Consider the following 22566-nt stretch of genomic DNA (forward strand, 5'->3'; position numbering starts at 1 on the left):
TAGCCGTAAAAAGCAATATTGATAATAACCCCTTTTAGATGAAAAAAGTTTCTGTTGTTACTGTAAGTTTTAATCAGCCATCCGTTACCGAGGAAATGTTATTATCAATTAAAAATACAAGTACTTATAGTAATATAGAAATAATTGTTGTTGATAATGCAAGTAAGGTAGATCCGGTTCCCGGCTGGAAAATAAAATACCCCGAAATAATATTTATCCGCTCGGATGTTAACCTTGGTTTTGCAGGTGGAAATAACCTCGGGCTTACGGTAGCTACCGGCGATTATATTTTTATGGTGAACAATGATACCGAGTTTACCCCGGGTTTAGTTGAAAAACTGGTTGAGGTAATGAATAGTAACACCGCCGTAGGAATGCTGTCGCCCAAGATCAAGTATTTCAGTGATAAACAATTAATACAATATGCAGGCTACACGCCTATGAACTATTATACCTGCCGTAATAGCGTAATAGGCTTAAAGCAAAAGGACGAAGGTCAGTTTGATCATATAACTGCGCCCACAGCCTACTGCCACGGAGCAGCCATGATGATCAGGAAAGAAGCCATTGAAAAGGCGGGCATGATGAGCGAAAACTTTTTTCTATACTATGAAGAGCTTGACTGGTGCGAGCACATCATAAGAGCGGGTTTCAAAGCATGGGTTTGTACCGATGCGCTCATCTATCACAAAGAATCTGTATCAGTAGGTAAAAAAAGCAAGCTCAAGGAATATTTCATGAACCGAAACCGGATTCTTTTTATCCGCCGGAATGCCCCGCCGCAACAAAAAATATTCTTTTATTTTTATTTTTTGTTGATTGTGGTACCCCGTAATCTGGTTAACTACGTCAAAGAAAAACAATACAACTTTATTCCGATGCTTTTTAAAGCAGTATGGTGGAATTTTACCCACTCAAAAAACAGCAGCAATTTAGGATATCCCATTAGCACCATAGCATGAAAATAATTTTAGCCATAAGCCTCTTTATTGTTTTTTACACTTTTGCCGGTTATGGGATTTTTCTGTACCTGATCATCAGGATTAAAAGGGCTTTTAAAGGCCGGAAAGCTCTTCCTTCAGAAAACCTGGATGAACTTCCTTCCTGCACTTTGGTGATAGCCGCTTACAACGAAGAATATTTTATTGAGCAAAAGATCAGCAACAGCCTCCTGCTTAATTATCCCGAAGGAAAACTAAAACTCCTTTTTGTGACCGACGGATCATCAGACAAGACACCCGATATTGTTGCCCGGTACCCGCAGATACAATTGCTGCACCAGCCGCAGCGCGCCGGCAAAATAGCCGCGGTACATCGTGCCATGAACTATGTTGATACCGACGCGGTTGTATTTACCGATGCCAACACATTTTTAAATAAAGATGCATTGATAAAGATCTGCAGGCATTACAGCGATGCAACAGTTGGTGCCGTTGCGGGCGAAAAACGGGTACATATTGACGAGAACGCAGATGCCAGCGCGGCGGGTGAAGGGTTCTACTGGAAATATGAATCGGCCCTGAAAAAATGGGATTCGGAGCTATATTCGGTTGTTGGCGCGGCAGGCGAACTGTTTAGTGTGCGCCGCTCGTTATATCAGCCAGTTGAAGCGGATACTGTGCTTGACGATTTTATGATCTCGATGCTGATAGCTGCTAAAGGCTACCGCATTGTTTATGAACCTGAAGCATACGCTACCGAAACTGCGTCGGAAAATGTATCGGAAGAGTTAAAACGAAAAGTGAGGATAGCTGCCGGTGGGATGCAATCTATTTTAAGGCTAAAAAAATTATTCAATCCTTTCCCCTACCCAATTTTATCGTTTCAGTATATCAGTCACCGGGTTTTGAGATGGACCATTACCCCTTTCCTGCTTATATTATCGTTTATTTTAAACGCTGTGCTGGCTCTTAAACCTGGAGAAACAGCTATGCAAGGGCTATTATTGGCGCAGGTATTGTTTTATCTGCTGGCCTTGCTTGGGCTGATAATGGAAAAGCGGCAGCTCCGTATAAAAATTCTTTTCATCCCCTATTATTTTTGTGTTATGAACTATGCAGTGTTGGCCGGCATTATCCGCTATTTTAGTACTAAGCAAAGCGCAGTTTGGGAAAAAGTACAACGGAAGCAGTAAAGCATTGATTATAAGTTTCGATGACATCATTTTTGAATATTAAACATCTTATTAGAAGCTGTTTAATACGTTGATTGTATATAAAGGCGCGTCACATGCGTCTCCTGTGTGCAATTTAATAAAATAGGTTGTCACGCTCAAAAAAGCGGCATCTGTCATTTAAGTTCTTGCTGATAATTTCAGTGAAGAAGAAATACGGTTTATGAAAACTACTCTTGCAGAAAAACTCTTACTTTGATTTAAACAAACCATATTTAAGGATACAGTAAATAGCCCTAACTCCGTCCTTCCATCCTATCTTTTTACCTTCCTCATAGGTACGGCCATAATAGGAAATACCTACCTCATAGATTCTGATGCGGTGCACCCTCGAGATTTTTTGGGTAACCTCAGGCTCAAAGCCAAAACGCTTTTCAGTGAGCTTTATAGATTGGATAACTTTGGTATTGAACAGTTTATAACATGTTTCCATATCAGTAAGGTTAAGATTGGAAAACATATTTGAAGCAAAGGTAAGCCATCTGTTGCCAATGGTATGCCAAAAAAACAATATGCGGTGAGGGTTACTTCCCATAAACCGTGAGCCATATACTACATCAGCAAAACCCGCTACAACGGGTTTTAACAGGTCGTTGTATTCAGCAGGGTCATACTCCAGGTCGGCATCCTGGATAATCAGATAATCGCCGGTAGCTTTTGCGATACCTGTATGCAAAGCTGCTCCCTTACCTTTGTTTACTTCGTGCTTAAAGTACTGAATGTTAACTTCGGGGTTGGCAAGTTTATATTTATAAATAGCTGCTTCTGTATCATCCTTTGAGCAATCATTTACAATGATCACTTCTTTTTCAATATCATTGATAAGGTTTACCTCCTTAATTTTATCCAAAATTAAATGTATGGTATTACCTTCGTTGTAAGCCGGAATAATAATTGATAATTTTTGTATCGTCATTTATTGTATTATTGCCTGGTAGATTTTTGCCACAATTATAGTTGTATAAACCTGAACTGGCTTAATATTTTTATATTTAGTAATGCAATTTGTGCTAAAACGAGCTAAAAGTTATTTAAAAAAGCCTAAAGTTATAGTCTCGCTTTTCTTTTTGTTTGTTTTAACCCTGATATTTTGGTTTTGTTTGCCCAATCCTTTATTTAATAGCCCAACCTCTTACGTAATTGACGACGATCAGGGCCAGTTACTCGGTGCTTCTATAGCAAATGATGGCCAATGGCGCTTTCCTTATAATCCCGCGGTACCCGAAAAATTCAAACAATGTATTATCACTTTTGAAGATAAACGCTTTGAGCACCATCCCGGCTTTGATGTCGTCGCTTTTAGCCGGGCTATCAAACAAAACCTGAACTCGAAAAAGGTAAGCAGCGGCGGCAGTACCATTACCATGCAGGTGATCAGGCTGGCTACCAGGCATAAACGCAACATCTGGAATAAACTGAAAGAGATTTTCATGGCCATGCGCCTTGAAGTAACCTACAGTAAAAGTGAGATCTTAGCTTTGTATACCAGTAATGCCCCTTTCGGCACCAATGTTATTGGGCTGGATGCTGCCTCCTGGCGGTATTTTGGCCGCAGCCCGGATAAACTTTCCTGGGGCGAAATGGCGGCTATGGCTGTTTTGCCTAACTCGCCCTCATTGGTACACCCCGGCAGGAACAGGGCAATACTGCTTCGAAAAAGGAATTTATTATTGGATAAATTGCATAAGGCAGGTATCATTGATAGTACAACTGCCGCCCTTGCCCGGCTTGAGCCTGTGCCCGACAGACCGATGCCCCTCCCTCAACTTGCTCCGCACCTGCTGCAACGTTTTAAAGCCGATCATCAGGCTAAGCCCAACGGAGATACCCGCATTACAAGCAGCATCAAATCGTCGCTTCAGCAACAGGTAAATGACATCCTGGAGCAGCATCATAGTTTATTAAAAGCTAATGATATCAACAACATTGCCGCCATTGTACTTGATGTTGAAACAGGTGCAACACTTGCCTATGCCGGTAACATATCCCACCGTGAAGACCCGCAAATGGAGAGCGATGTTGATGTGATAGACGCTCCGCGAAGCCCCGGAAGTACCCTGAAGCCGCTGTTATATGCGGCAATGCTGCACGACGGGCTGATATTACCCAATAGCCTGGTACCCGACGTACCTACGATGATCGCGGGTTACCATCCAGAAAACTTTGATTTGGGTTACGACGGCGCTGTACCTGCATCGCGGGCCTTATCCCGTTCGTTGAATGTACCGGCAGTTAAAATGCTGCAGCAATACAAATACGAGCGCTTTTATGATTTTTTGCATAAAGCAGGCATCACTACTTTAACTAAACCTGCCGATCATTATGGACTGTCGTTAATATTAGGCGGGGGCGAAAACACGCTTTGGGAATTAAGCGGCGTTTATGCTGATATGGCGCGCGTGCTTAATCATTACAATAAAAACAGTGGCAAGTATGACCCGGCCGATTTTCATGATCCTGTTTATGAAAAAAAGCCAGCAGCGAAACCTGAGCTTGAAAACTCCGGACTATTGGATGCGACTTCTATTTATTACACTTTCCAGGCCATGGAAGAAGTGATGCGGCCGGGCGAGGAAATGCTATGGCAGCAATTTAGCTCAAGCCAACGCGTGGCCTGGAAAACCGGCACAAGCTTTGGCTTTCGCGATGGATGGGCAATTGGGGTTACGCCCAGGTATGTTGTTGGCGTTTGGGTTGGTAATACCGATGGCGAGGGCCGGCCAGGCTTAACTGGGATCAACACAGCTGCACCTGCCCTGTTTGAAATTTTCAGGCTATTGCCCGTATCGCGTGATTGGTTTCAGATGCCCGTGGGCGAAATGGTGAAAATAAATGTATGCAGGCAAAGCGGTTACCGTGCCGGACAATATTGCCAGGATGCAGATGAGCAATATGTACCCAAAAGCGGCCTGAAAGCCCCGGTTTGTCCTTACCATCAATTGGTGCATTTATCTGCCGATGCCAAATGGCAGGTAAACGGTAATTGTGAGCCGCCGGATAACATCCTCAATAAAAGCTGGTTTGTGTTGCCGCCATCTATGGAATATTATTACAAAGCCAGGAACTATCAATATCATGTACTCCCGCCCTTTCGCCCGGATTGTACCCAGGCCGACAATGGAAATACAATGGAGGTCATCTACCCTAAAAACGGCGCTAAAATATACGTGCCCCTTGAAGCAGACGGCACCCGTGGCCGCATGATTTGCAATGCAGCACACCGCCAGCCAGGTATGAAGATCTTTTGGCACCTGGATGATCAGTACGTTGGCGAGACCAAAGATTTTCACCAGGTGGCTTTAAACCCACCTCCGGGCAAACATATTCTTACCTTGGTTGATGGCAACGGCAATACTATCAGCATAGAGTTTGAAGTATTGAAGAAATAAAAAACACAACTTATCGATTTTAATTTTTCTGTAAACTAAATGTCCGCAGCAATCATCTACTAACTTTATCATTATATTGGCTCGATAATTTTTAACCGGATGCTTGAACAGTACGATCTGCATAATTTATTGGTAATTGATATCGAAACTGTGCCGCAGTACAGCAACCACGAACAACTGCCCGAAAATCTGCAGGTTTTATGGGAACTAAAAACCCGGCATCAACGCAAAGATGAACCTGCTGACATTCATTATGAGCGCGCGGGCATTTGGGCCGAGTTTGGTAAAATAGTTTGCATTTCGGCCGGGATCTTTACTGCCGGGAAAAACATTGGCTTGAGGGTAAAATCTTTTGCATCACATGATGAAAAAGAATTGCTTACCAAGTTCTGCAACCTGTTGTTCAGTCAGCCACCCAACCTTATTTTATGTGCTCATAATGGCAAGGAATTTGACTTCCCGTACCTCTGCCGCCGTTTACTGGTAAACGGCATACCAATTCCGCCGCAGCTGCAAATAGCGGGTAAAAAGCCATGGGAAATTGTCCATTTAGATACCATGGAATTATGGAAGTTTGGCGATCACAAACACTACACTTCCTTAAACCTGCTTACCACAATTTTTAATATCCCAACCTCCAAAGACGATATAGATGGCAGCGATGTAGGCCGCGTATACTGGAATGAAAACCAGTTGGAGCGCATTTGCGCTTATTGCCAAAAAGATGTGATAGCTACAGCACAACTATTAAGACGTTATCGCGGCGAAGAACTGATAGCAGACGAATTTATAACCATTGTAGGCTAATAATGCTTAAAGTCAGTGATCTGTCGGTTAGTTTTAAGAACGGTAAAAACCAGTTCACAGCCGTAAAGGGAATTTCTTTTACACTTAACAAAGGCGAAACCATTGGCATTGTTGGCGAATCCGGCTCGGGCAAATCTGTTACCTCCCTTGCCCTGATGCGTTTGCTCAATGAAGATCAAGCCCTAATAAATGGCTCTGTACTTTTAAATGGTGTATGCCTGTGTAAATTATCGGAAGATGAAATGCGGCATGTGCGCGGCAACCAGGTGGCTATGATCTTCCAGGAGCCGATGACATCGCTTAACCCGGTACTTACCTGCGGTTTCCAGCTCACTGAAGCTATCAGGCTGCATTTGGGGTTGAGTAAAGCAGAAGCAAAACAAAAGACCATCGATCTGTTTAAAGAGGTTCAGCTACCCCGGCCAGAGGCGATATTTGACAGCTATCCCCACCAAATATCCGGCGGGCAAAAACAAAGGGTAATGATTGCTATGGCTTTAGCCTGTAACCCGGAAATTTTGATCGCCGATGAGCCAACTACTGCGCTCGACGTGACTGTGCAAAAAAACATTATTGAGCTGCTGCACAAGTTGAAAGCCGAAAGGCACATGAGCCTGATCTTTATATCGCATGATTTGGGTGTGATCAAAGAAATTGCCGACCGGGTTTTGGTGATGTACAAAGGCGAGATTGTAGAGGAAGCCGCGGTAAAAGATCTATTCGCAAATCCCCGGCACCCTTATACTAAAGGATTGCTGGCCTGCCGCCCTTCCCCGCAGCAGCATTTGAAAAAACTCCCTGTTGTGGCCGATTTTCTGGATGGGGCCAGGCCCGCAGTAACTATAGAACAAATCAGGGAGCTATATCATTACCCCGATGCTGAAATTGCCGAACGCAAGCACAAGCTATACGGGCAACAGCCTTTGTTAAGGGCAGAGAAATTAAATACCTGGTTCCCTACAGGTACAGGCCTTTTTAAAAGGAAAGACCATGTTGTAAAAGCCGTAAATAATATAAGCTTTGATGTATATCCGGGCGAAACCTTAGGCCTTGTTGGGGAATCGGGATGTGGTAAAACCACTTTGGGGCGAAGTATTTTAAGGTTGATAGAGCCAACATCGGGCAAGGTTTCTTTTGACGGCACGGATCTTCGCGGGCTTAAAAAAGATGAGTTGAGACAGATCAGAAAAGATATCCAGATCATTTTTCAGGATCCATACTCATCATTAAATCCTAAGCTTACCGTTGGGCAATCACTTATGGAGCCATTGCAGGTACATCAGTTTTACAGTAACGATACAACCCGCAAACGAAAAGTGCTGGAACTACTTGAACGGGTTAACCTGCTGCCCGCGCACTTTGACCGTTATCCGCATGAGTTTTCGGGTGGACAACGGCAGCGGATTGTTATTGCCCGGGCATTGGCGCTTCAGCCTAAATTTATCATTTGTGATGAATCTGTTTCGGCACTTGACGTATCTGTACAGGCCCAGGTATTAAACCTCATCCGCGAACTACAGGACGAACTTAAATTGACCTATATCTTTATTTCGCATGATCTGGCCGTGATCAAGCACATCTCCGACCGGATGATGGTTATGAACAAAGGCGAGATAGTGGAAACCGGCTATCCTGATGATATTTATTATCGCCCAAAGGAAGAATACACCAAAAGGTTGATAGCTTCGATACCGGGGTGATCAGGCTGCATAAATATCCAATCTAAATGTTTAAATTTGTTAAAAGCACTTTTTTTATTTAACTATTAAAAAAATGATACGCACGAAAGTGACACCGGAAAATCAGGACATTTCTATTCATATTCCACAGGATTATGTAGGAAAGCAGATAGAAGTGCTTTTGTATGCTGTAGATGAATTACAGGAAGAAAAAATAGCTGAAGGTAAAAAACCATCTGATTTTAGAGGAAAACTAAAGCTATCTGATGAGCAATACACCGATTTTCAAAGCCATGCAAAAAACATCAGGGACGAGTGGAAAACGGATATTTAATTGATACGAATGCAATAATCGATTATCTCGAAAGCAAATTACCAGAAAAGTCAAAACCAGCTTTTAGATAACATAAAATTTCAGCTTTCCGTTATCTCACGTGTTGAACTTTTAGCCTGGCCTAAAGCAACCGAAAAACAATTAAAACTTTTAACTGATTTTATAAACGCATCGCACATATTTGATTTCAACGAACCAGTCATTTTAAAATCAATTGAAGTCAGAAAAAACTATCATATTAAACTTCCCGACGCCATAATTGCAGCAACAGCAATTGTCAACAAACTTACTTTAGTAACAAGAAACACCAACGATTTTTCAAAGATCTCAGATTTAAAGCTGCTTGATCCTTACCGACCGTAGATAGTTTCAATACTTGTTTAAGCCATTGAACATCATCATTCCGGCACTTCAAAATTCTGTATCTTTGATGCAAATACTATTCTATGTCTAAACGCAAGAAAAACAACTCTTCTATACACCAGGTACTTGCCCAAATGGTACTTGATATATTTGAACAAAACGGCAATACGCCGCTCAATTATAAGCAGGTTTCTGCTAAACTAAACGTCCGCGATCCCGAATCGCGCGAAATCATTTATGAGATCTTAAAAGACGAGGTTAAAAAATCGGTATTAAAAGAGATCTCTCCCGGTAAATTTCAGCTGCTTGAACTTAAAACGTTTATTGAAGGGGTGGTTGACCTTACCAACGATGGTTCGGCCTTTATAGTTACCGATGACGAGTTTGAAAGCGATATTTTCATCGCTCCGCGTAAGCTTCGCACCGCCCTTAACGGCGACCGTGTGAAAGTTTATGTATACGCCAAAAGTAAAGGCAAGCACAAAGAAGGCGAGGTTATCGAAATTCTGCAGCGCGCCAAAATGGAGTTTACCGGCATTGTTAAACTCTCAGAACGATACGCGTTTTTTATTCCCGATGATCGTAAGATGATGCATGATATTTTCATCCCCATTAGCGAGCTTAACGGGGCTAAAAATGGCATCAAAGCTGTAGCCGAAATCACCGACTGGCCAACTGAAGCTAAAAACCCTATCGGAAGGATCAAACATATCTTAGGAGCTCAAGGTGAAAACGATACGGAAATGAACGCCATCCTGGCCGAATATGGTTTTCCGTTATCATTCCCTGCCGAGGTTGAACATGATGCTGAAGAAATTCCGGATGTGATCACGCCCGAAGAAATTGCCAAACGCCGTGATTTCCGCAACATCACCACCTTCACCATCGACCCATTTGACGCCAAAGACTTTGACGATGCCCTATCCTATCGCGTGCTGGAAAATGGCAACTACGAAGTTGGTGTTCACATTGCCGACGTATCGCACTATATTATCCCTGATTCAGCCTTAGATAAAGAGGCATTGGACAGGGCTACATCAGTTTATCTTGTTGACAGGGTGATCCCAATGCTGCCCGAAAGACTATCAAACGGTCTTTGCTCTCTTCGTCCTAAAGAAGAAAAACTCTGCTTTTCGGCAGTGTTTGAGATGGATGAGAACGCCAATATCATTACCGAATGGTATGGCAAAACCATCATTTACTCCGACAGGCGTTTTACTTACGAAGAGGTGCAGGAAGTGATAGAAACCGGCGAAGGCGATTTTAAGGAAGAAATATTCAAGCTCAACGCGCTGGCTTATAAGCTTCGCGACCGTAAATTTAAAAACGGCGCTATCAGTTTTGAAACTACCGAGGTTAAATTCAAACTGGATGAAAACAGCAAACCAACAGGCGTGTATGTAAAAGAGCGCAAAGACGCCCATAAACTGATCGAAGATTTTATGTTGCTGGCTAACCGCAAAGTGGCTGAGCGTGTAAGCAAAATGGGCAAAGGCAAGCACAAATACACTTTTGTTTATCGTGTGCATGATTCGCCTAAGCCCGATGCACTGGCCAATTTTGCCCAGTTTGCAGCCAGGTTTGGTTATAAAATCAATACCAAATCTGACAAGGAAACAGCAAAATCCCTCAACTACCTGATGGAAGATGTGGAAGGCAAGAAAGAGCAGAACGTGCTGACCCACCTCGCTATCCGCTCCATGGCCAAAGCTATTTATACTACCAAAAGCAGCGCTCACTACGGTTTGGCTTTTGATCATTATACGCACTTTACCTCGCCAATTCGCCGCTATCCCGATGTCATGGTACACAGGTTGCTGTTCCATTATTTAAATGGCGGACAATCGGCCAATGCCGAGTTTTATGAAAAGCTCTGTTCGCACAGCTCATTAATGGAGAAAAAAGCGGCGGATGCAGAACGTTCCTCAGTAAAATATAAACAGGCTGAGTATCTTCGCGACCAGGTTGGCAACACCTTTATGGGTATCATATCAGGTGTTACCGAATGGGGCATGTATGTGGAGATCATCGAAAATAAATGCGAGGGTATGATCCGCCTGCGCGATATCTCTGATGATTTTTATACTTTGGACGAGAAAAACTATGCCATCATCGGTCAGCGTAAAAAGAAAATTTACCAACTGGGCGACGAAGTAAAAATTAAAGTAAAACAGGTTGATCTGACCAAGAAACAGATAGATTTCATATTGGTACAGGATTGATTTTTAGTTAATTAGGTTGATTAAGTGAATAGTTGATTAGTTGTTAGTCACCCCACTCACCTAATCAACCCAATCAACCGCTCACTAAGCAAATGAAACAACTTACAGAGTTACAGTTACTAATAAATGATGCAGTAGGCAAACTAAGCTACCCGGCTTACCCCGCCGATCTGTATGAACCGATAAGCTATATTTTATCTATTGGCGGCAAACGTATGCGCCCTGCCCTGCTCCTGCTGGCCTGCGACCTTTTTGGAGGCAACGTTGACAAGGCGATTGAACCCGCACTGGCTATAGAGGTATTCCATAATTTTACGCTCATGCATGACGACATTATGGATAAAGCCCCGCTCCGCCGTGGCAAAGCAACCGTGCATGAAAAATGGAACGCCAATGTCGCTATCCTCTCCGGCGATGCCATGATGGTAGAAGCCAACCGCATGATGATGAAGGTTGATGACAGCATTTTGCGTAGTGTACTTGACGTTTTTAACGATACCGCGACCGGCGTGTGCGAAGGCCAGCAAATTGATATGAGCTTTGAACAGCGTAACAACGTAAGTATTGAAGAATATATCAATATGATCCGTCTTAAAACGGCGGTGCTGTTAGGTGGTACATTAAAAATCGGCTCCATCATTGGCGGTGCAGCTTTAACCGACGCTGATTTGATTGATTCTTTCGGGGTTAACCTTGGCATAGCGTTCCAACTACAGGATGATATTCTGGATGTTTACGGCGATCCGGAAAAGTTTGGTAAGCAGGTTGGCGGCGATATCATCTCCAATAAAAAAACTTTTTTGCTGATCCGTGCACTTGAACTGGCTAAGGATAAGCAGGCAGAAACGCTGAATCACTGGCTGAATGCAACTGAATTTGACAGTGTTGAAAAAGTCAAAGCCGTAACCAATATCTACAATGAGCTTGATATCAGACAACACGCAGAGGAGGCGATGCAGACCTATGCTGATAAAGCCTTTGCAGCCCTTGATGCTATCAATTTACATGAAGACCATAAACAATGCCTTCGCGATTTTGCGGATGGTTTGCTGGTGAGGGAGAATTGATTTATATTTAAGGATGAAGAAACTTTTACCCATCCTTATCATTCTTATTTGCTCTATAAGCACGAAAGCCCAAAAACTAACGCCGCCGCATTTTCGTGGTGGCGATAAGGCTTTTCATGATTTTTTAAACAAAAACCTAAAGTGGCCGAAGGACGTTAGCGGCGGAGAAGGCATTGTTACCATAAGCTTTTTTATTGAAAACGATGGCCGTTTAACAGATCTGAAAGTTGTTAAAGGGATGAGTGAACCTTTTAATAACGAGGCTTTACGGGTGATTGCTCTATCAGAAAGATGGATCCCTGCAATGCGTGACAGTCATTTTATCAAATCAAAATATTCCGTTCCCATACAATTTTATACCGTGCAGGCTGTACAGATTTTAGACAGCACAAAAGTTAATTGATCATTGGCATAAATTTCACTAAAGAACTAAACTAAATGAAAGTCTTCTTAACTGTAATTTCATTAGTTATTGCTTTCGGTATCAAAGCTCAAACGCCTGATACCAATAAGGTCAACGAATCTTTACCTGTAAAAGTGCAGCCCCAATTTCCAGGTGGAAATAAAGCATGGAGTCTATTTTTAACAAAAAACTTAAGGTTTCCACCCGACGATGGTACCGACTATGCAACTACAGTCTTTGTATCTTTTATTGTGGAAAAAGACGGACGGCTTACCAATATCAAAGCGTTAAAAACAGCCTCACAAACGGTTTGCCCTAAATGTAATGACTAAGTACTTAGAGTTATCAAGCTTTCACCTCATTGGCTTCCAGCAAAACTACATGGAAAAGCCATAAGTTCAAAATATACAATACCGATAAGATTTGGTCTTTACGATACCGAGTAAATAAATTCAATAAAAATGAAAAAGAGTGCATTAGCCATAATGATGCTGCTTTTTGCAGCTTTTACAAATGCTCAAACACTAACCTCAGGCGGAAAACTAAAGCCCGAGCAAGCCATTATGGATGTACGGCATTACGCTATTTCGCTTGCTGTGGATCCGACGCAAAAAACCATTAATGGTTTTACTACTATTGATGTGATCATGGCTAAGCCCACCAAAGTTTTATTGTTTGATCTGTTAGATTCATTAAGCATCAGGAAGGTTTTGGTAAATGGCAAACAAGAACCATTTGAATACAAGAACAATTTAATTACTATTAATACAGCCAAAGAACTGCCTGCCGGTAAAGCAAGCGTTAAAGTAATTTATGGCGGCAAACCCCACGTTGCCCGTCGCCCCCCATGGGATGATGGTTTTATTTGGACCCGTGATTCAACCGGGCACCATTGGATGGCTATCACTGCCGAAGGCACCGGCGGCAAACTGTATTTCCCATGTAAAGACCACCCATCCGACGAACCAAACGAGGGTGTTGACATGTTTATCACCGTTCCTAAAGATCTGGTGGTTGCAGGTCCGGGGTTGTTAAAAGGCGTAAGCAAGCAAAAGGAAACAGCAACTTTCCATTGGCAAACCAAATACACCATTAACAATTACAGTATATTGTTCAATGCAGGTGATTATTCGGTGGTAACACGTCCGTACACAACTGTTGACGGACACCAAGTACCTATCCAGTTTTACGTACTAAAGGAACATGCCGCCAAAGCAGAGCATCACCTGGATATTTTTGTAAAAACCATTAAAGAACAAGAGAAATACTTTGGCGAGTATCCTTGGGCAAAAGAAAAGATAGGTATTGTTGAAACTCCACACCTGGGCATGGAGCATCAAACCATGAATGCTTACGGCGCCAAATTTAAATACACTAAAGTTGGTGGCGAAGATTATGACGGCCTCATGCACCATGAGTTTGGACACGAATGGTGGGGCAATAAGGTAACAGCTAAAGACTGGGCGGATTACTGGATCCATGAAGGCATCTGCACTTACGGCGATGCGCTGTATGTAAGGGAATTTGAAGACGAGAAAGCATATATCAAATTCTTCCAAAATTCTGCACTCTCATTCGGCAATAAAATCCCTATTGTTATCGGGAAAGACATTGATGAAGAATCAGCTTATAATGGTGATATTTATGGAAAAGGTGCTTTCTTTATGCATACGCTTAGGTATATTATGGGCGATAGTACCTTCTTCCCCGCCCTTAAAGGTTTTGTTACTGATCCGCGTTATACTTACAGCAACTTGGCCAATACCGATGAGGTGATGCAGTATTTCAGCAAGGCTGCAGGTCAAGATTTGAAACCGCTGTTTGATTTGTATATCTATTCCATCAATAAACTGGAAGTACACGTAAAAGCTCAGCGCGGCGATAAGTACCAGATTCAGTTGTTAAATATAGATATGCCTTTGCCTGTTGATATTACAACTGACGGTGCTACCAAACGGTATACACTTGATAAAAAAGGCATCACCGTAACCAGCAAAACCATGCCGGTTATCGATCCTGATACTTACTATTTAAAGAAGCTGATCATCGAATAAGAAAGTCTGCTTTTAAGGCAACATTATAATTAAGATGGCGTCATTGCGAGGAATCACCACGGAACCCGGAAAAATCATGATGACGTCTACGATATATCTAAGAGATGGTGCATGGGGCTGCGTTAGGGATGGGAGCGGATACCGGCCTGTGGCTAATGCCTTGTGCAGTATGAGCGTACAGCCCGGGCCGTAGGCAACGCCCATATCATAAAACGCCTCCCCCCTAATAATCAACAACTTACTATTACGTCATTATAAAGCACGAAGCAATCCCCGACTTAGTCGATCTGTATAGTTTGGGATTGCTTCGTACCTTATAATGACGCTTTTAACTATTTCATACTGTCATTACATTTTAATCCAATACGACGGCTCTTCGCATTTCCTTCAACTAAAACATATATCAAACAAAAAATCCCGATCAAAACTGACCGGGATTTTTTATATCCTAATATTTGTTAACTGATTACTCAGCTACAGTTTCTTCAGCAGCATCAGCAGCTTCTTCTTTTTTAGCTTTTGGTGCAGCGGCTTTCTTTGCTTTTGGAGCTTCTTCAGCAGCAGGAGCTTCAACAGCTACAGCTTCTTTTTTTGCTTTTGGTGCAGGTGCAGCTACTTCTTCAACTTCAGCAGCCTCAAATGGAACTACTGATACGTATGAACGGTTATCTGCTTTCTTTTTGAAAACTACGATACCTCCAGCCAGTGCAAATAAAGTATGATCTTTACCAAGACCAACGTTTAAGCCTGGATTGTGTTTGGTACCACGCTGACGAACGATGATATTACCTGCGATTGCTGGCTGACCACCGAAAATTTTGATACCTAAACGCTTGCTATGTGACTCACGACCGTTTCTTGAACTACCGGCCCCTTTCTTATGTGCCATTTTTTATATCTTTTATGGAATTGCAGAACAACTCCGGTTCAACCTTTAATTATAATGTAATACCGGTGATCTCAATCTTGGTAAATTGCTGACGGTGACCGTTTTTCTTTTTGTAACCTTTTCTTCTTTTCTTTTTGAAGATAATTACTTTATCACCTTTTAAATGTGACACGATCTTAGCCGATACTTTAGCACCTTTCAAATCAGAACCTAATTTGAATTTACCTTCGTTTTCTGCTAACAATACACTGTCAAATTCAATACTAGCGCCTTCATCGCCTTGTAACCTGTGTACAAAGATCTGCTGGTCTTTTGCAACTTTAAATTGCTGTCCTGCTATACTTACTATTGCGTACATGTTTGTTAAATATTGTTTTAAATTTCGAGGTGCAAATATATGAATTGATTATTTAATAAACAACATCCCAATATTTTATTTTTTACCACGATTCTCCACGTCGGTAAGCTTTTTTTGGATTTCTGCTATCAATCGCTGATTGGCATCGATCAGCTTAGGATTACCAAAGTAATCGGTATCAAAAATTACACGCTTGGTTTTTTCCTTATATTTAAACTCAATGATATACCGAACGGCTTTTCCATCGGCAGCTTTCGACGTATCGCCGGTTTCTTTTGATGGAAAATCCCAGAAACCCAGGTCGGCAGCCTTACGGTGCAGGTATAGCAGGTCATCTTTAGTTAAACGCAAATGCTCTTTAACCAACGAATCGCGCCTGTCAAGGTATTGGAACATGCCTGTACGTGAATCGTATTTATTTACAAGGCTATCCTTATGACCGTATTGGAAACTGATCGATTCAAAATCAACGAAACGATAGGGCGCGTTCTTGATCATCATTCCATAATAATACACGCAGTACAGTATAAACGGCACCACAACAGTCATGATCAAAAATATTTTCTTTAAACGGGGAGACATATATAATTAATTAGTGAATTAGTGAATTATTGAATTAGCGAGTTAGTGAATTAAATCACCGTTAAATTTCATGACACAGTTTTTCTTGATGCTGAAGTGATTTTTAATATCTGAATTGCTTCATCTAATAAGACTGCCAAGTCCGACTGTTTTACAACTTCGGCCTCAATTAATACTTCCATCCAAAATGCTGCTTCATCCGCTTCCTCTACAACAATTGAAAGTTTTGAATGAAATTCGGCCTGGGACCGTGCCCTGCAAGCGGCGCGATAATTGGCCCCTACCGATGATGAAGATCTTAATAATTGCCTTCCGATAATTTTCGCTTCCTCTGTTTTAGGCAGAGTTTTGAAAAACTTAATATTATCTACTACGAATTTCTTTGTGCGATTTCTAAATTGTTCAGCAAAATCTGTTTTATTTGTATCTTTCATATACCTGATTAATTATTGACAAGGTGATTAAAATGTGATAGGGGAAATTAATAAATCACTAACTCATTAAATCACTAATTCACTAATTAATTCCTTCTCCTTCCCACTTACTCACAACGGCTGTCGCCATCGCATTGCCTAATACGTTTGTAGCCGAACGTCCCATATCCAACAACGGATCAATACCGATCAGCAAAAACAAGCCGGCTTCGGGGATATTAAACATAGCAAGCGTGCCCGCTATAACCACCAGCGAGGCCCTTGGCACACCCGCCACGCCTTTACTGGTAAGCATCAGCACCAACAACATGGATAACTGGTGCCCGAATGAAAGATGAATATCATATGATTGCGCCAGGAACAATGATGCAAAGGTCATATACATCATGGAACCATCCAAATTAAATGAATAGCCTAAGGGCAATACAAAGCTTACTATTTTATTGCTGCAACCAAATTTCTCCAGTTCTTCCAATACCTTTGGATATGCGGCTTCACTTGTTGAGGTACTGAATGCTATCAGCATAGCGTCCTTGATGCTATTAAGGAGCCTAAACACCGGCTTTCTTAGTACAATATAGCCAGCCAATATAATTACCGACCATAGCACGATCAGCGAAAAATAAAACTCGCTGATAAAGATACCATATGTTGAAAGTACGCCTATTCCCTGTTTGGCCACTACAGCGGTAATAGCTCCAAATACAGCTAAAGGAGCCATTTTCATCACATAGCCGGTAATCTTCATGATCACATGAGCAAAGGCATCCATCGCTTTGATCACTATTTTACCTTGCTCACCTATAGCAGCGGTAGCTACGCCAAAGAATAAAGAGAACACTACAATTTGCAAGATCTCATTATTGGCCATCGCCTCAATAAAACTCTTAGGAAAAACGTGCCCGACGAACTCCGTTAATGACAGGGCCGATTTTTTGATACCTGTACTTAAATGACTATCAGGCAGTGGCAAATGCATGGTTTTTCCCGGCTCAAACAGGTTAACCAATAACATCCCTAATAATAAGGATACCAGCGTAGCGCTGATAAACCAGAGCATGGTTTTGCCACCTATCCTGCCAACGGCTTTGATATCCCCTACCTTGGCTACGCCCACCACCAATGTGGTAAACACCAATGGGGCCACAATCATTTTAATAAGGTTAAGGAAAATCTTGCTCAGGATGTTATAAAGTTCAAGTTTATCTTCCCGGGCATCCGTAGCCTGGTTTTGCAGTTTTACCTGGGCAATTCTTTGTAATTTAAGATCTTTGTAGGCTGCAACCGTAGTATCGGGTAGTGCTTCAATATTTTTATCGATAGCTTTAATAGCAGCACCGGCAGTACTAAGCTGTTTATTGAAATCGGCAAAAACGTAGGTGTTATAAATATAACCGGCTACCACACCCAATACCAGTGCGATAAAAATGAAGAGCGTCAGTCTGCTTTTTTTCATTTAATTTAATAAGCCTGCAAAACTACAAAATTTACGCGCTGTTTAAACAGGTGTGGGAATATTCTATTTTACAATTGAATTGAATGAGGAAATTAATTTCTACACCTATTTTCCCGTATTAAAACGAATTACACGAATTTAAATACGCCTTCATTCGTGTAATTCGATCTAATTGTGTCCGGCCTAAAAGGCAATTCGTAAAAAATAATTAAACAATTAGTATTTTGCCCGCTTATTACATCATGAGCACCACAGCCTACGGATTACAGCATATAAAAAAAGAAATTCAGCACCTGCCTAATGAGCAGCTGGCCGAGTTGATGCTGCGCCTGGCACGGTACAAAAAGGAAAACAAAGAGTTACTTGCCTACTTGCTTTTTGAAGCCCATGATGAAGCCGCTTTTATTGAAAAAGTAAAAGCCGAAGCGGGTTTCATGTTCAGCCAGTTATCATCGCTGAGCTACAACGCAGCAAAGGGTATGCGCAAAATATTGAGGTTGCTGAGCAAATACACCAAGTTTATGGCATCAAAAGGTGCTGAGATTGAATTACTGATCAATTTTTGTGAAAACTACCTCGACTATGCTGACAGGCGTACCTCATACAAACCCTTAAGGCTGATATTAATTAGACAGGTTGAAAAGGTCCGCGGGTTAATTAATAAACTCCATGAAGACTTACAGTTTGATTACCAGGACAGTTACAATAAATTAATAAGCGATGCCGAAAGCAAGCTTGGCTGGTTTAAAAAGAATGATCACTTGTTGTAACATATAAAGTTTAACATCGTCTAAATATAAAATTAACTGAAGTGGCCAACAAAGAAGCAGCATTCAAGCAGATATATGAAGCTAATTCTAAAAAGATATTCCATCTGTGTTATGGTTATACCGGCGATGACGATGCCGCCAACGACCTGTTACAGGAAACCTTTTTAAAGGTTTGGCAAAATTTAGAGAAATTCCGTAACCAGGCCATGATATCAACCTGGATTTACCGCATTGCTGTAAATACCTGCTTAACCTATTTGCGCTCGGAAAAACGCCAGGCCAAAGACGAACTAACCCCACAATTAGCGGAAACAAAACGAGAAGAACTATCGGATAAAAACGAGCAGGTAGCTTTGCTCTATAAGTGTATTTCAAAACTGGAAGAATCAGAAAGGATTATTATAACTATGGTACTTGATGAGGTGCCATACCCCGAAATTGCTGAAATTTCGGGTATATCAGAGGGAAACCTGAGGGTGAAAATTTATCGTATAAAACAAAAATTAACGGAGTTATATAACCAGTATGAAAGACTTTGATCATTTGATGTCGGTTTGGCAGGGACAGCCAAAACCAGATCAGCTTTCGGTGGATGAGGTGCTGAAGCAGGTAAAGAAGGGAATAAGGAGTATAACCCAAAAGTTATACTGGAGTATTGTGGCCATGGTTGTAACTGTCGCATTCGCTTTTGTCGTCACTTTTTTCCTGGCATTTAAATCTGCAGTCACTACTATTGGGATCCTCATCGTACTGGTAACCATGTTGATGTACCTTTCGTTGATGGTACGTCATTACCACATTTTGAGTAAGCGTGACGCAACCCTCAACCCTGCCGAATATCTTGACAGCCTTAAGGCATATCAAAAAAACCGCAGCAAAGTTATCGGCTGGTTCTATTATACCTATATACTATTACTCAGCGCAGGTTTGGCCATGTATTTTGTCGAAGTACTTGAGCATTCGTCACTGGCTTTTAAGATTGTTACCTACACATCAATTGGCATTTGGTTCCTGTTCACCACGTTTTACCTTAAACCCAGGATGTTTAAAAACGAGGAAGAAAAGTTAAACCTCATGATTGACAGATTGGTAAGGTTGAAAGAGCAATTTGACTGAAGAATTATTATTGAGCGTAAAGCTTAAAGCATAAGGCTAAAAGCTTTTACGCGTATTTTGCTTTGGGCTTTCAGCCTTAAGCTTTTAGCTTGATTTATTTTCAGCTATTCAATAAAGGTAGTTGGTAGTTAACCCCAACCCTTAAAGCTTTTAAGCCGGTAACGCCCTGCAGTTCTTCCAGCTCAAGATATTCAAGGTCATCAAGCAGATAACCCTGTACTTGCAGGTACCTGATGTACTCGTCATATTCAGCGGCTTCCGTTGGGTTAAAATATACCATCGCTATTTTACCGGGCTGGGTAAGGCGTTCAAAAGTTCCTGCTATCAAAACTTTATCAATCCGTTTTTTGATCACCTCGTACCGGATATTGTAAGCTCCTTCAACATCAAACCGCCTTTCATCATTCCTGAAGCTGATGTCTATAGCGTTTGAGTGAATAAATATCAGGTGCGTGGTTTGTAAAGGGCGCGAAAGCTGATCGCTAAGGTCGTTTGTCATTCGGGCTATCTCGGCCATCGACCGTAGCTGCCACAAACGGATATTTTTAAGATACAGCATATCGAAAACACGTTGCGGCGCTATAGATTGCCCTATGTAAATATCATATTCCACCCCATCGGTACGGAATTTTTCAAAATAACAGGGGAATGATTCCTGCACTTCAGTCTGAGCCTGCTCCAGGTATTGGTTGATAGAAGTATTGATGAGCTGCATAGAGGTCTCCAGGTTGCGCCTGTTTTCAAACGAAGCACCGGTTTCTTCGTTCATGGCATTAAAATACCTGTCAATGGTTTCTCTTTCTGCAGGGTAATTATTTCTGAAATGCTCCAGAAAAGGGTTAATCTCGTTATGAAGGAAAGTATCCAGCATCAATTCATCATTGGTAGTAATATACCCGCTGATGCGCTCAAGCCACTCTTCGCATTTAGATACCAGCTTGCCGGTAAGGCTTAAATGGATATGATCATTTAAAACCTTAAGTGTTTCAATAAGTATGGTGAGCAGATTTTTCAAATCCTCCTGCAGGGCGCTGTTGCGTTCAACCGTGGAGTTACGGATATCAACCGCACCAAATAAAGGATATACATTTTGAAAAGCTACGGTCTCTATCTCCTGGTTCTTTTTCTTCTTTCCTTTTTCCTTAAGATATTTCCAGGCCACCTCATTAAATTTCCACTGAACGGATGGCTGTAACGAGGTGAATTTATTTTTGATAACACCCGAAATCCGGGCTTCAAACTGATCGATGCTGTTTTGCAGCAACTGGGCAATCAGCGGAATAGTGGCTTGTAATTTTGAAAGCAGTTTTTCATAAAAAACAATCTCTTTATATGAAAACACTTCCATGATGCCTACATTTTTCTTATTGTAGTACACCGGGAAAATTCCGTACGATTTAATGCCGGCTTGTTTCAAAACCTGTAAAAAGGGAAATTTGCCTATCTTTTCGTCGGTAATAGAATTAAAAAAGATAGGCCTCGGATTTTGGTTGTAATCATCAATGATAGCGTCAAATGTTTCCTCGGCAAGGTTAAAATCTTTTGCGGCCTTGAGCAGGATGCTTCTGGAGCATTCGTCGTTATCAAAAATAGGCTCATTATTGATAGTTAAAAAAGGCATCAACCCAAATTCAATACCCGGGCTTTCGGCAAGGGTTTTAAGCGAGCTGATGATGTGCGCGTATTGCTCCTCCTCATTGGCCGAATGATTAACCAGTTCTGTGCGGATGTTTTCGAGCGCGTGGGTTAGTGTTACATCAGTTAATGTAATTATCGAGAACCCCTTAAATTTAAAAATGTTAAGCGGTATTACCTTTTCAATAAGCTCAAGGCTGGTATGCGAATGCAAATATGGTTCAATAGTATCAAAACTAAGTTCAGGAAGTTCGCCATTCAATTCAATTTCCACGAAACGGGCATCAGTCTGGATATTAAAATACCGTGAAAGACCAGTTTCCGGGTCTTCATACGAAAACAGCAATTCATTCTTAATTGCCGACGAAAAGCCATACATCCGTTCAAGGATCAGGTTATAAATGAACCGCTTTTGCCTGTCACTAAACATTTCATTCTTCGATACATTCAACGCATATAAATTAGAATGGTGACTTGAATGGAAATCATAAAAAGCCTCAGTGCTGAAAAATATCTTATCAGGTACCGGTGTACTTAGCGCCCAGTGAAATTCCTTTTCGTTGGCTATTGGCGGTGTCAGTATGGAGTAAATGAGCTCCAGCATTTCCCTGTATTTTTCGGCATCTGTTGGCCGCATATCCAGGTCAATACATATGTCATGCTCAAAACGCTCCAAAACGTAGCGATAAAACTCACTTTTGAGCGTTTTTTCGGTAGCAATCCGTTCTTTTAAATGCGCTACGAACGGATTAAATGTCAGGCATGTTTCAACCTGGCAAATAGTGCATTCGTTTTTGCTTATATTGAGTACTTCTGTGTGCATTTTAATTACAGT

The 22566-nt window shown here is 41.6% G+C and carries 22 protein-coding genes; 15 read left to right on the forward strand and 7 right to left on the reverse strand.

Features of this window, described 5'->3' with window-relative positions:
- The first annotated feature begins 38 nt into the window (after positions 1-38).
- Positions 39-962: a glycosyltransferase family 2 protein gene (locus MusilaSJ_RS05605; RefSeq protein WP_274989065.1), complete on the forward strand. Its 924-nt coding sequence runs from the start codon at positions 39-41 to the stop codon at positions 960-962.
- Positions 959-2134 (forward strand): glycosyltransferase family 2 protein, encoded by a 1176-nt coding sequence (locus MusilaSJ_RS05610; RefSeq protein ID WP_274989066.1) that lies wholly within the window; start codon positions 959-961, stop codon positions 2132-2134. The genes MusilaSJ_RS05605 and MusilaSJ_RS05610 overlap by 4 nt, the downstream gene beginning before the upstream one ends.
- Before the next feature lie 229 nt (positions 2135-2363).
- Here the strand turns inward: MusilaSJ_RS05610 and MusilaSJ_RS05615 are convergent, their stop codons facing one another.
- Positions 2364-3089: a glycosyltransferase family 2 protein gene (locus MusilaSJ_RS05615; RefSeq protein WP_274989067.1), complete on the reverse strand. Its 726-nt coding sequence runs from the start codon at positions 3087-3089 to the stop codon at positions 2364-2366.
- Positions 3090-3273: 184 nt separating this feature from the next.
- Here MusilaSJ_RS05615 and pbpC point away from each other — a divergent pair, with 184 nt between their 5' ends.
- The 10 genes from pbpC to MusilaSJ_RS05660 all read left to right on the forward strand — a co-directional run bounded on the left by pbpC (position 3274) and on the right by MusilaSJ_RS05660 (position 14491).
- On the forward strand, positions 3274-5562 hold the full coding sequence (pbpC, locus tag MusilaSJ_RS05620; RefSeq protein WP_342457022.1) for a penicillin-binding protein 1C: 2289 nt from the start codon (positions 3274-3276) through the stop codon (positions 5560-5562).
- Positions 5563-5661: 99 nt separating this feature from the next.
- A complete protein-coding gene (locus MusilaSJ_RS05625) occupies positions 5662-6369 on the forward strand; it encodes a 3'-5' exonuclease (protein WP_274989069.1) in 708 nt (235 codons plus the stop codon).
- Between the two features lie 2 nt (positions 6370-6371).
- A complete protein-coding gene (locus MusilaSJ_RS05630) occupies positions 6372-8069 on the forward strand; it encodes an ABC transporter ATP-binding protein (RefSeq protein ID WP_274989070.1) in 1698 nt (565 codons plus the stop codon).
- Positions 8070-8142: 73 nt separating this feature from the next.
- On the forward strand, positions 8143-8382 hold the full coding sequence (locus tag MusilaSJ_RS05635) for a hypothetical protein (protein WP_274989071.1): 240 nt from the start codon (positions 8143-8145) through the stop codon (positions 8380-8382).
- A 72-nt stretch (positions 8383-8454) separates the two neighbouring features.
- Positions 8455-8745, forward strand: coding sequence for a type II toxin-antitoxin system VapC family toxin (locus MusilaSJ_RS28070; protein ID WP_446725142.1), 291 nt, complete (start codon positions 8455-8457; stop codon positions 8743-8745).
- A gap of 83 nt (positions 8746-8828) precedes the next feature.
- A complete protein-coding gene (gene rnr / locus MusilaSJ_RS05640; RefSeq protein ID WP_274989072.1) occupies positions 8829-10967 on the forward strand; it encodes a ribonuclease R in 2139 nt (712 codons plus the stop codon).
- Positions 10968-11059: 92 nt separating this feature from the next.
- Positions 11060-12034 (forward strand): polyprenyl synthetase family protein, encoded by a 975-nt coding sequence (locus tag MusilaSJ_RS05645; protein ID WP_274989073.1) that lies wholly within the window; start codon positions 11060-11062, stop codon positions 12032-12034.
- A 13-nt stretch (positions 12035-12047) separates the two neighbouring features.
- Positions 12048-12437, forward strand: a complete 390-nt coding sequence (locus MusilaSJ_RS05650; RefSeq protein ID WP_274989074.1) for an energy transducer TonB — start codon at positions 12048-12050, stop codon at positions 12435-12437.
- A gap of 35 nt (positions 12438-12472) precedes the next feature.
- The gene (locus MusilaSJ_RS05655) at positions 12473-12769 is read left to right on the forward strand and encodes a hypothetical protein (RefSeq protein ID WP_274989075.1); all 297 of its coding nucleotides are present in this window, start codon (positions 12473-12475) and stop codon (positions 12767-12769) included.
- 129 nt (positions 12770-12898) lie between these two features.
- Entirely contained in the window at positions 12899-14491 is a 1593-nt protein-coding gene (locus MusilaSJ_RS05660) for a M1 family metallopeptidase (RefSeq protein ID WP_274989076.1), read from the forward strand.
- Positions 14492-14957: 466 nt separating this feature from the next.
- Here the strand turns inward: MusilaSJ_RS05660 and rpmA are convergent, their stop codons facing one another.
- From rpmA to MusilaSJ_RS05685, 5 genes are all read right to left on the reverse strand, one after another.
- Positions 14958-15380: a 50S ribosomal protein L27 gene (rpmA, locus tag MusilaSJ_RS05665; protein ID WP_274989077.1), complete on the reverse strand. Its 423-nt coding sequence runs from the start codon at positions 15378-15380 to the stop codon at positions 14958-14960.
- Between the two features lie 49 nt (positions 15381-15429).
- On the reverse strand, positions 15430-15738 hold the full coding sequence (gene rplU, locus MusilaSJ_RS05670) for a 50S ribosomal protein L21 (RefSeq protein ID WP_090467954.1): 309 nt from the start codon (positions 15736-15738) through the stop codon (positions 15430-15432).
- 75 nt (positions 15739-15813) lie between these two features.
- Complete coding sequence (locus tag MusilaSJ_RS05675) at positions 15814-16320, reverse strand: hypothetical protein (protein WP_274989078.1); 507 nt, start codon at positions 16318-16320, stop codon at positions 15814-15816.
- A 68-nt stretch (positions 16321-16388) separates the two neighbouring features.
- Positions 16389-16754, reverse strand: a complete 366-nt coding sequence (locus MusilaSJ_RS05680) for a four helix bundle protein (RefSeq protein WP_274989079.1) — start codon at positions 16752-16754, stop codon at positions 16389-16391.
- An 82-nt stretch (positions 16755-16836) separates the two neighbouring features.
- Positions 16837-18210, reverse strand: coding sequence for a dicarboxylate/amino acid:cation symporter (locus tag MusilaSJ_RS05685; protein WP_274989080.1), 1374 nt, complete (start codon positions 18208-18210; stop codon positions 16837-16839).
- A 242-nt stretch (positions 18211-18452) separates the two neighbouring features.
- Between MusilaSJ_RS05685 and MusilaSJ_RS05690 the strand changes: the two genes are divergently transcribed.
- Genes MusilaSJ_RS05690 through MusilaSJ_RS05700 form a run of 3 tightly spaced genes read left to right on the forward strand, consistent with a single transcriptional unit; the run spans position 18453 to position 20096 of the window.
- Positions 18453-18980 (forward strand): hypothetical protein, encoded by a 528-nt coding sequence (locus tag MusilaSJ_RS05690; RefSeq protein ID WP_274989081.1) that lies wholly within the window; start codon positions 18453-18455, stop codon positions 18978-18980.
- A gap of 41 nt (positions 18981-19021) precedes the next feature.
- Positions 19022-19519 carry an RNA polymerase sigma factor gene (locus MusilaSJ_RS05695; RefSeq protein WP_090525007.1) on the forward strand — a complete coding sequence of 166 codons (498 nt, stop codon included), beginning with the start codon at positions 19022-19024 and terminating at the stop codon, positions 19517-19519.
- Positions 19506-20096 (forward strand): hypothetical protein, encoded by a 591-nt coding sequence (locus MusilaSJ_RS05700; protein WP_274989082.1) that lies wholly within the window; start codon positions 19506-19508, stop codon positions 20094-20096. The genes MusilaSJ_RS05695 and MusilaSJ_RS05700 overlap by 14 nt, the downstream gene beginning before the upstream one ends.
- Before the next feature lie 100 nt (positions 20097-20196).
- Here MusilaSJ_RS05700 and MusilaSJ_RS05705 read toward each other — a convergent pair whose 3' ends face one another.
- Positions 20197-22554, reverse strand: coding sequence for a GAF domain-containing protein (locus MusilaSJ_RS05705; RefSeq protein ID WP_274989083.1), 2358 nt, complete (start codon positions 22552-22554; stop codon positions 20197-20199).
- Between the last annotated feature and the right edge of the window lie 12 nt (positions 22555-22566).

Source organism: Mucilaginibacter sp. SJ (assembly GCF_028993635.1).
Lineage (GTDB): Bacteria > Bacteroidota > Bacteroidia > Sphingobacteriales > Sphingobacteriaceae > Mucilaginibacter.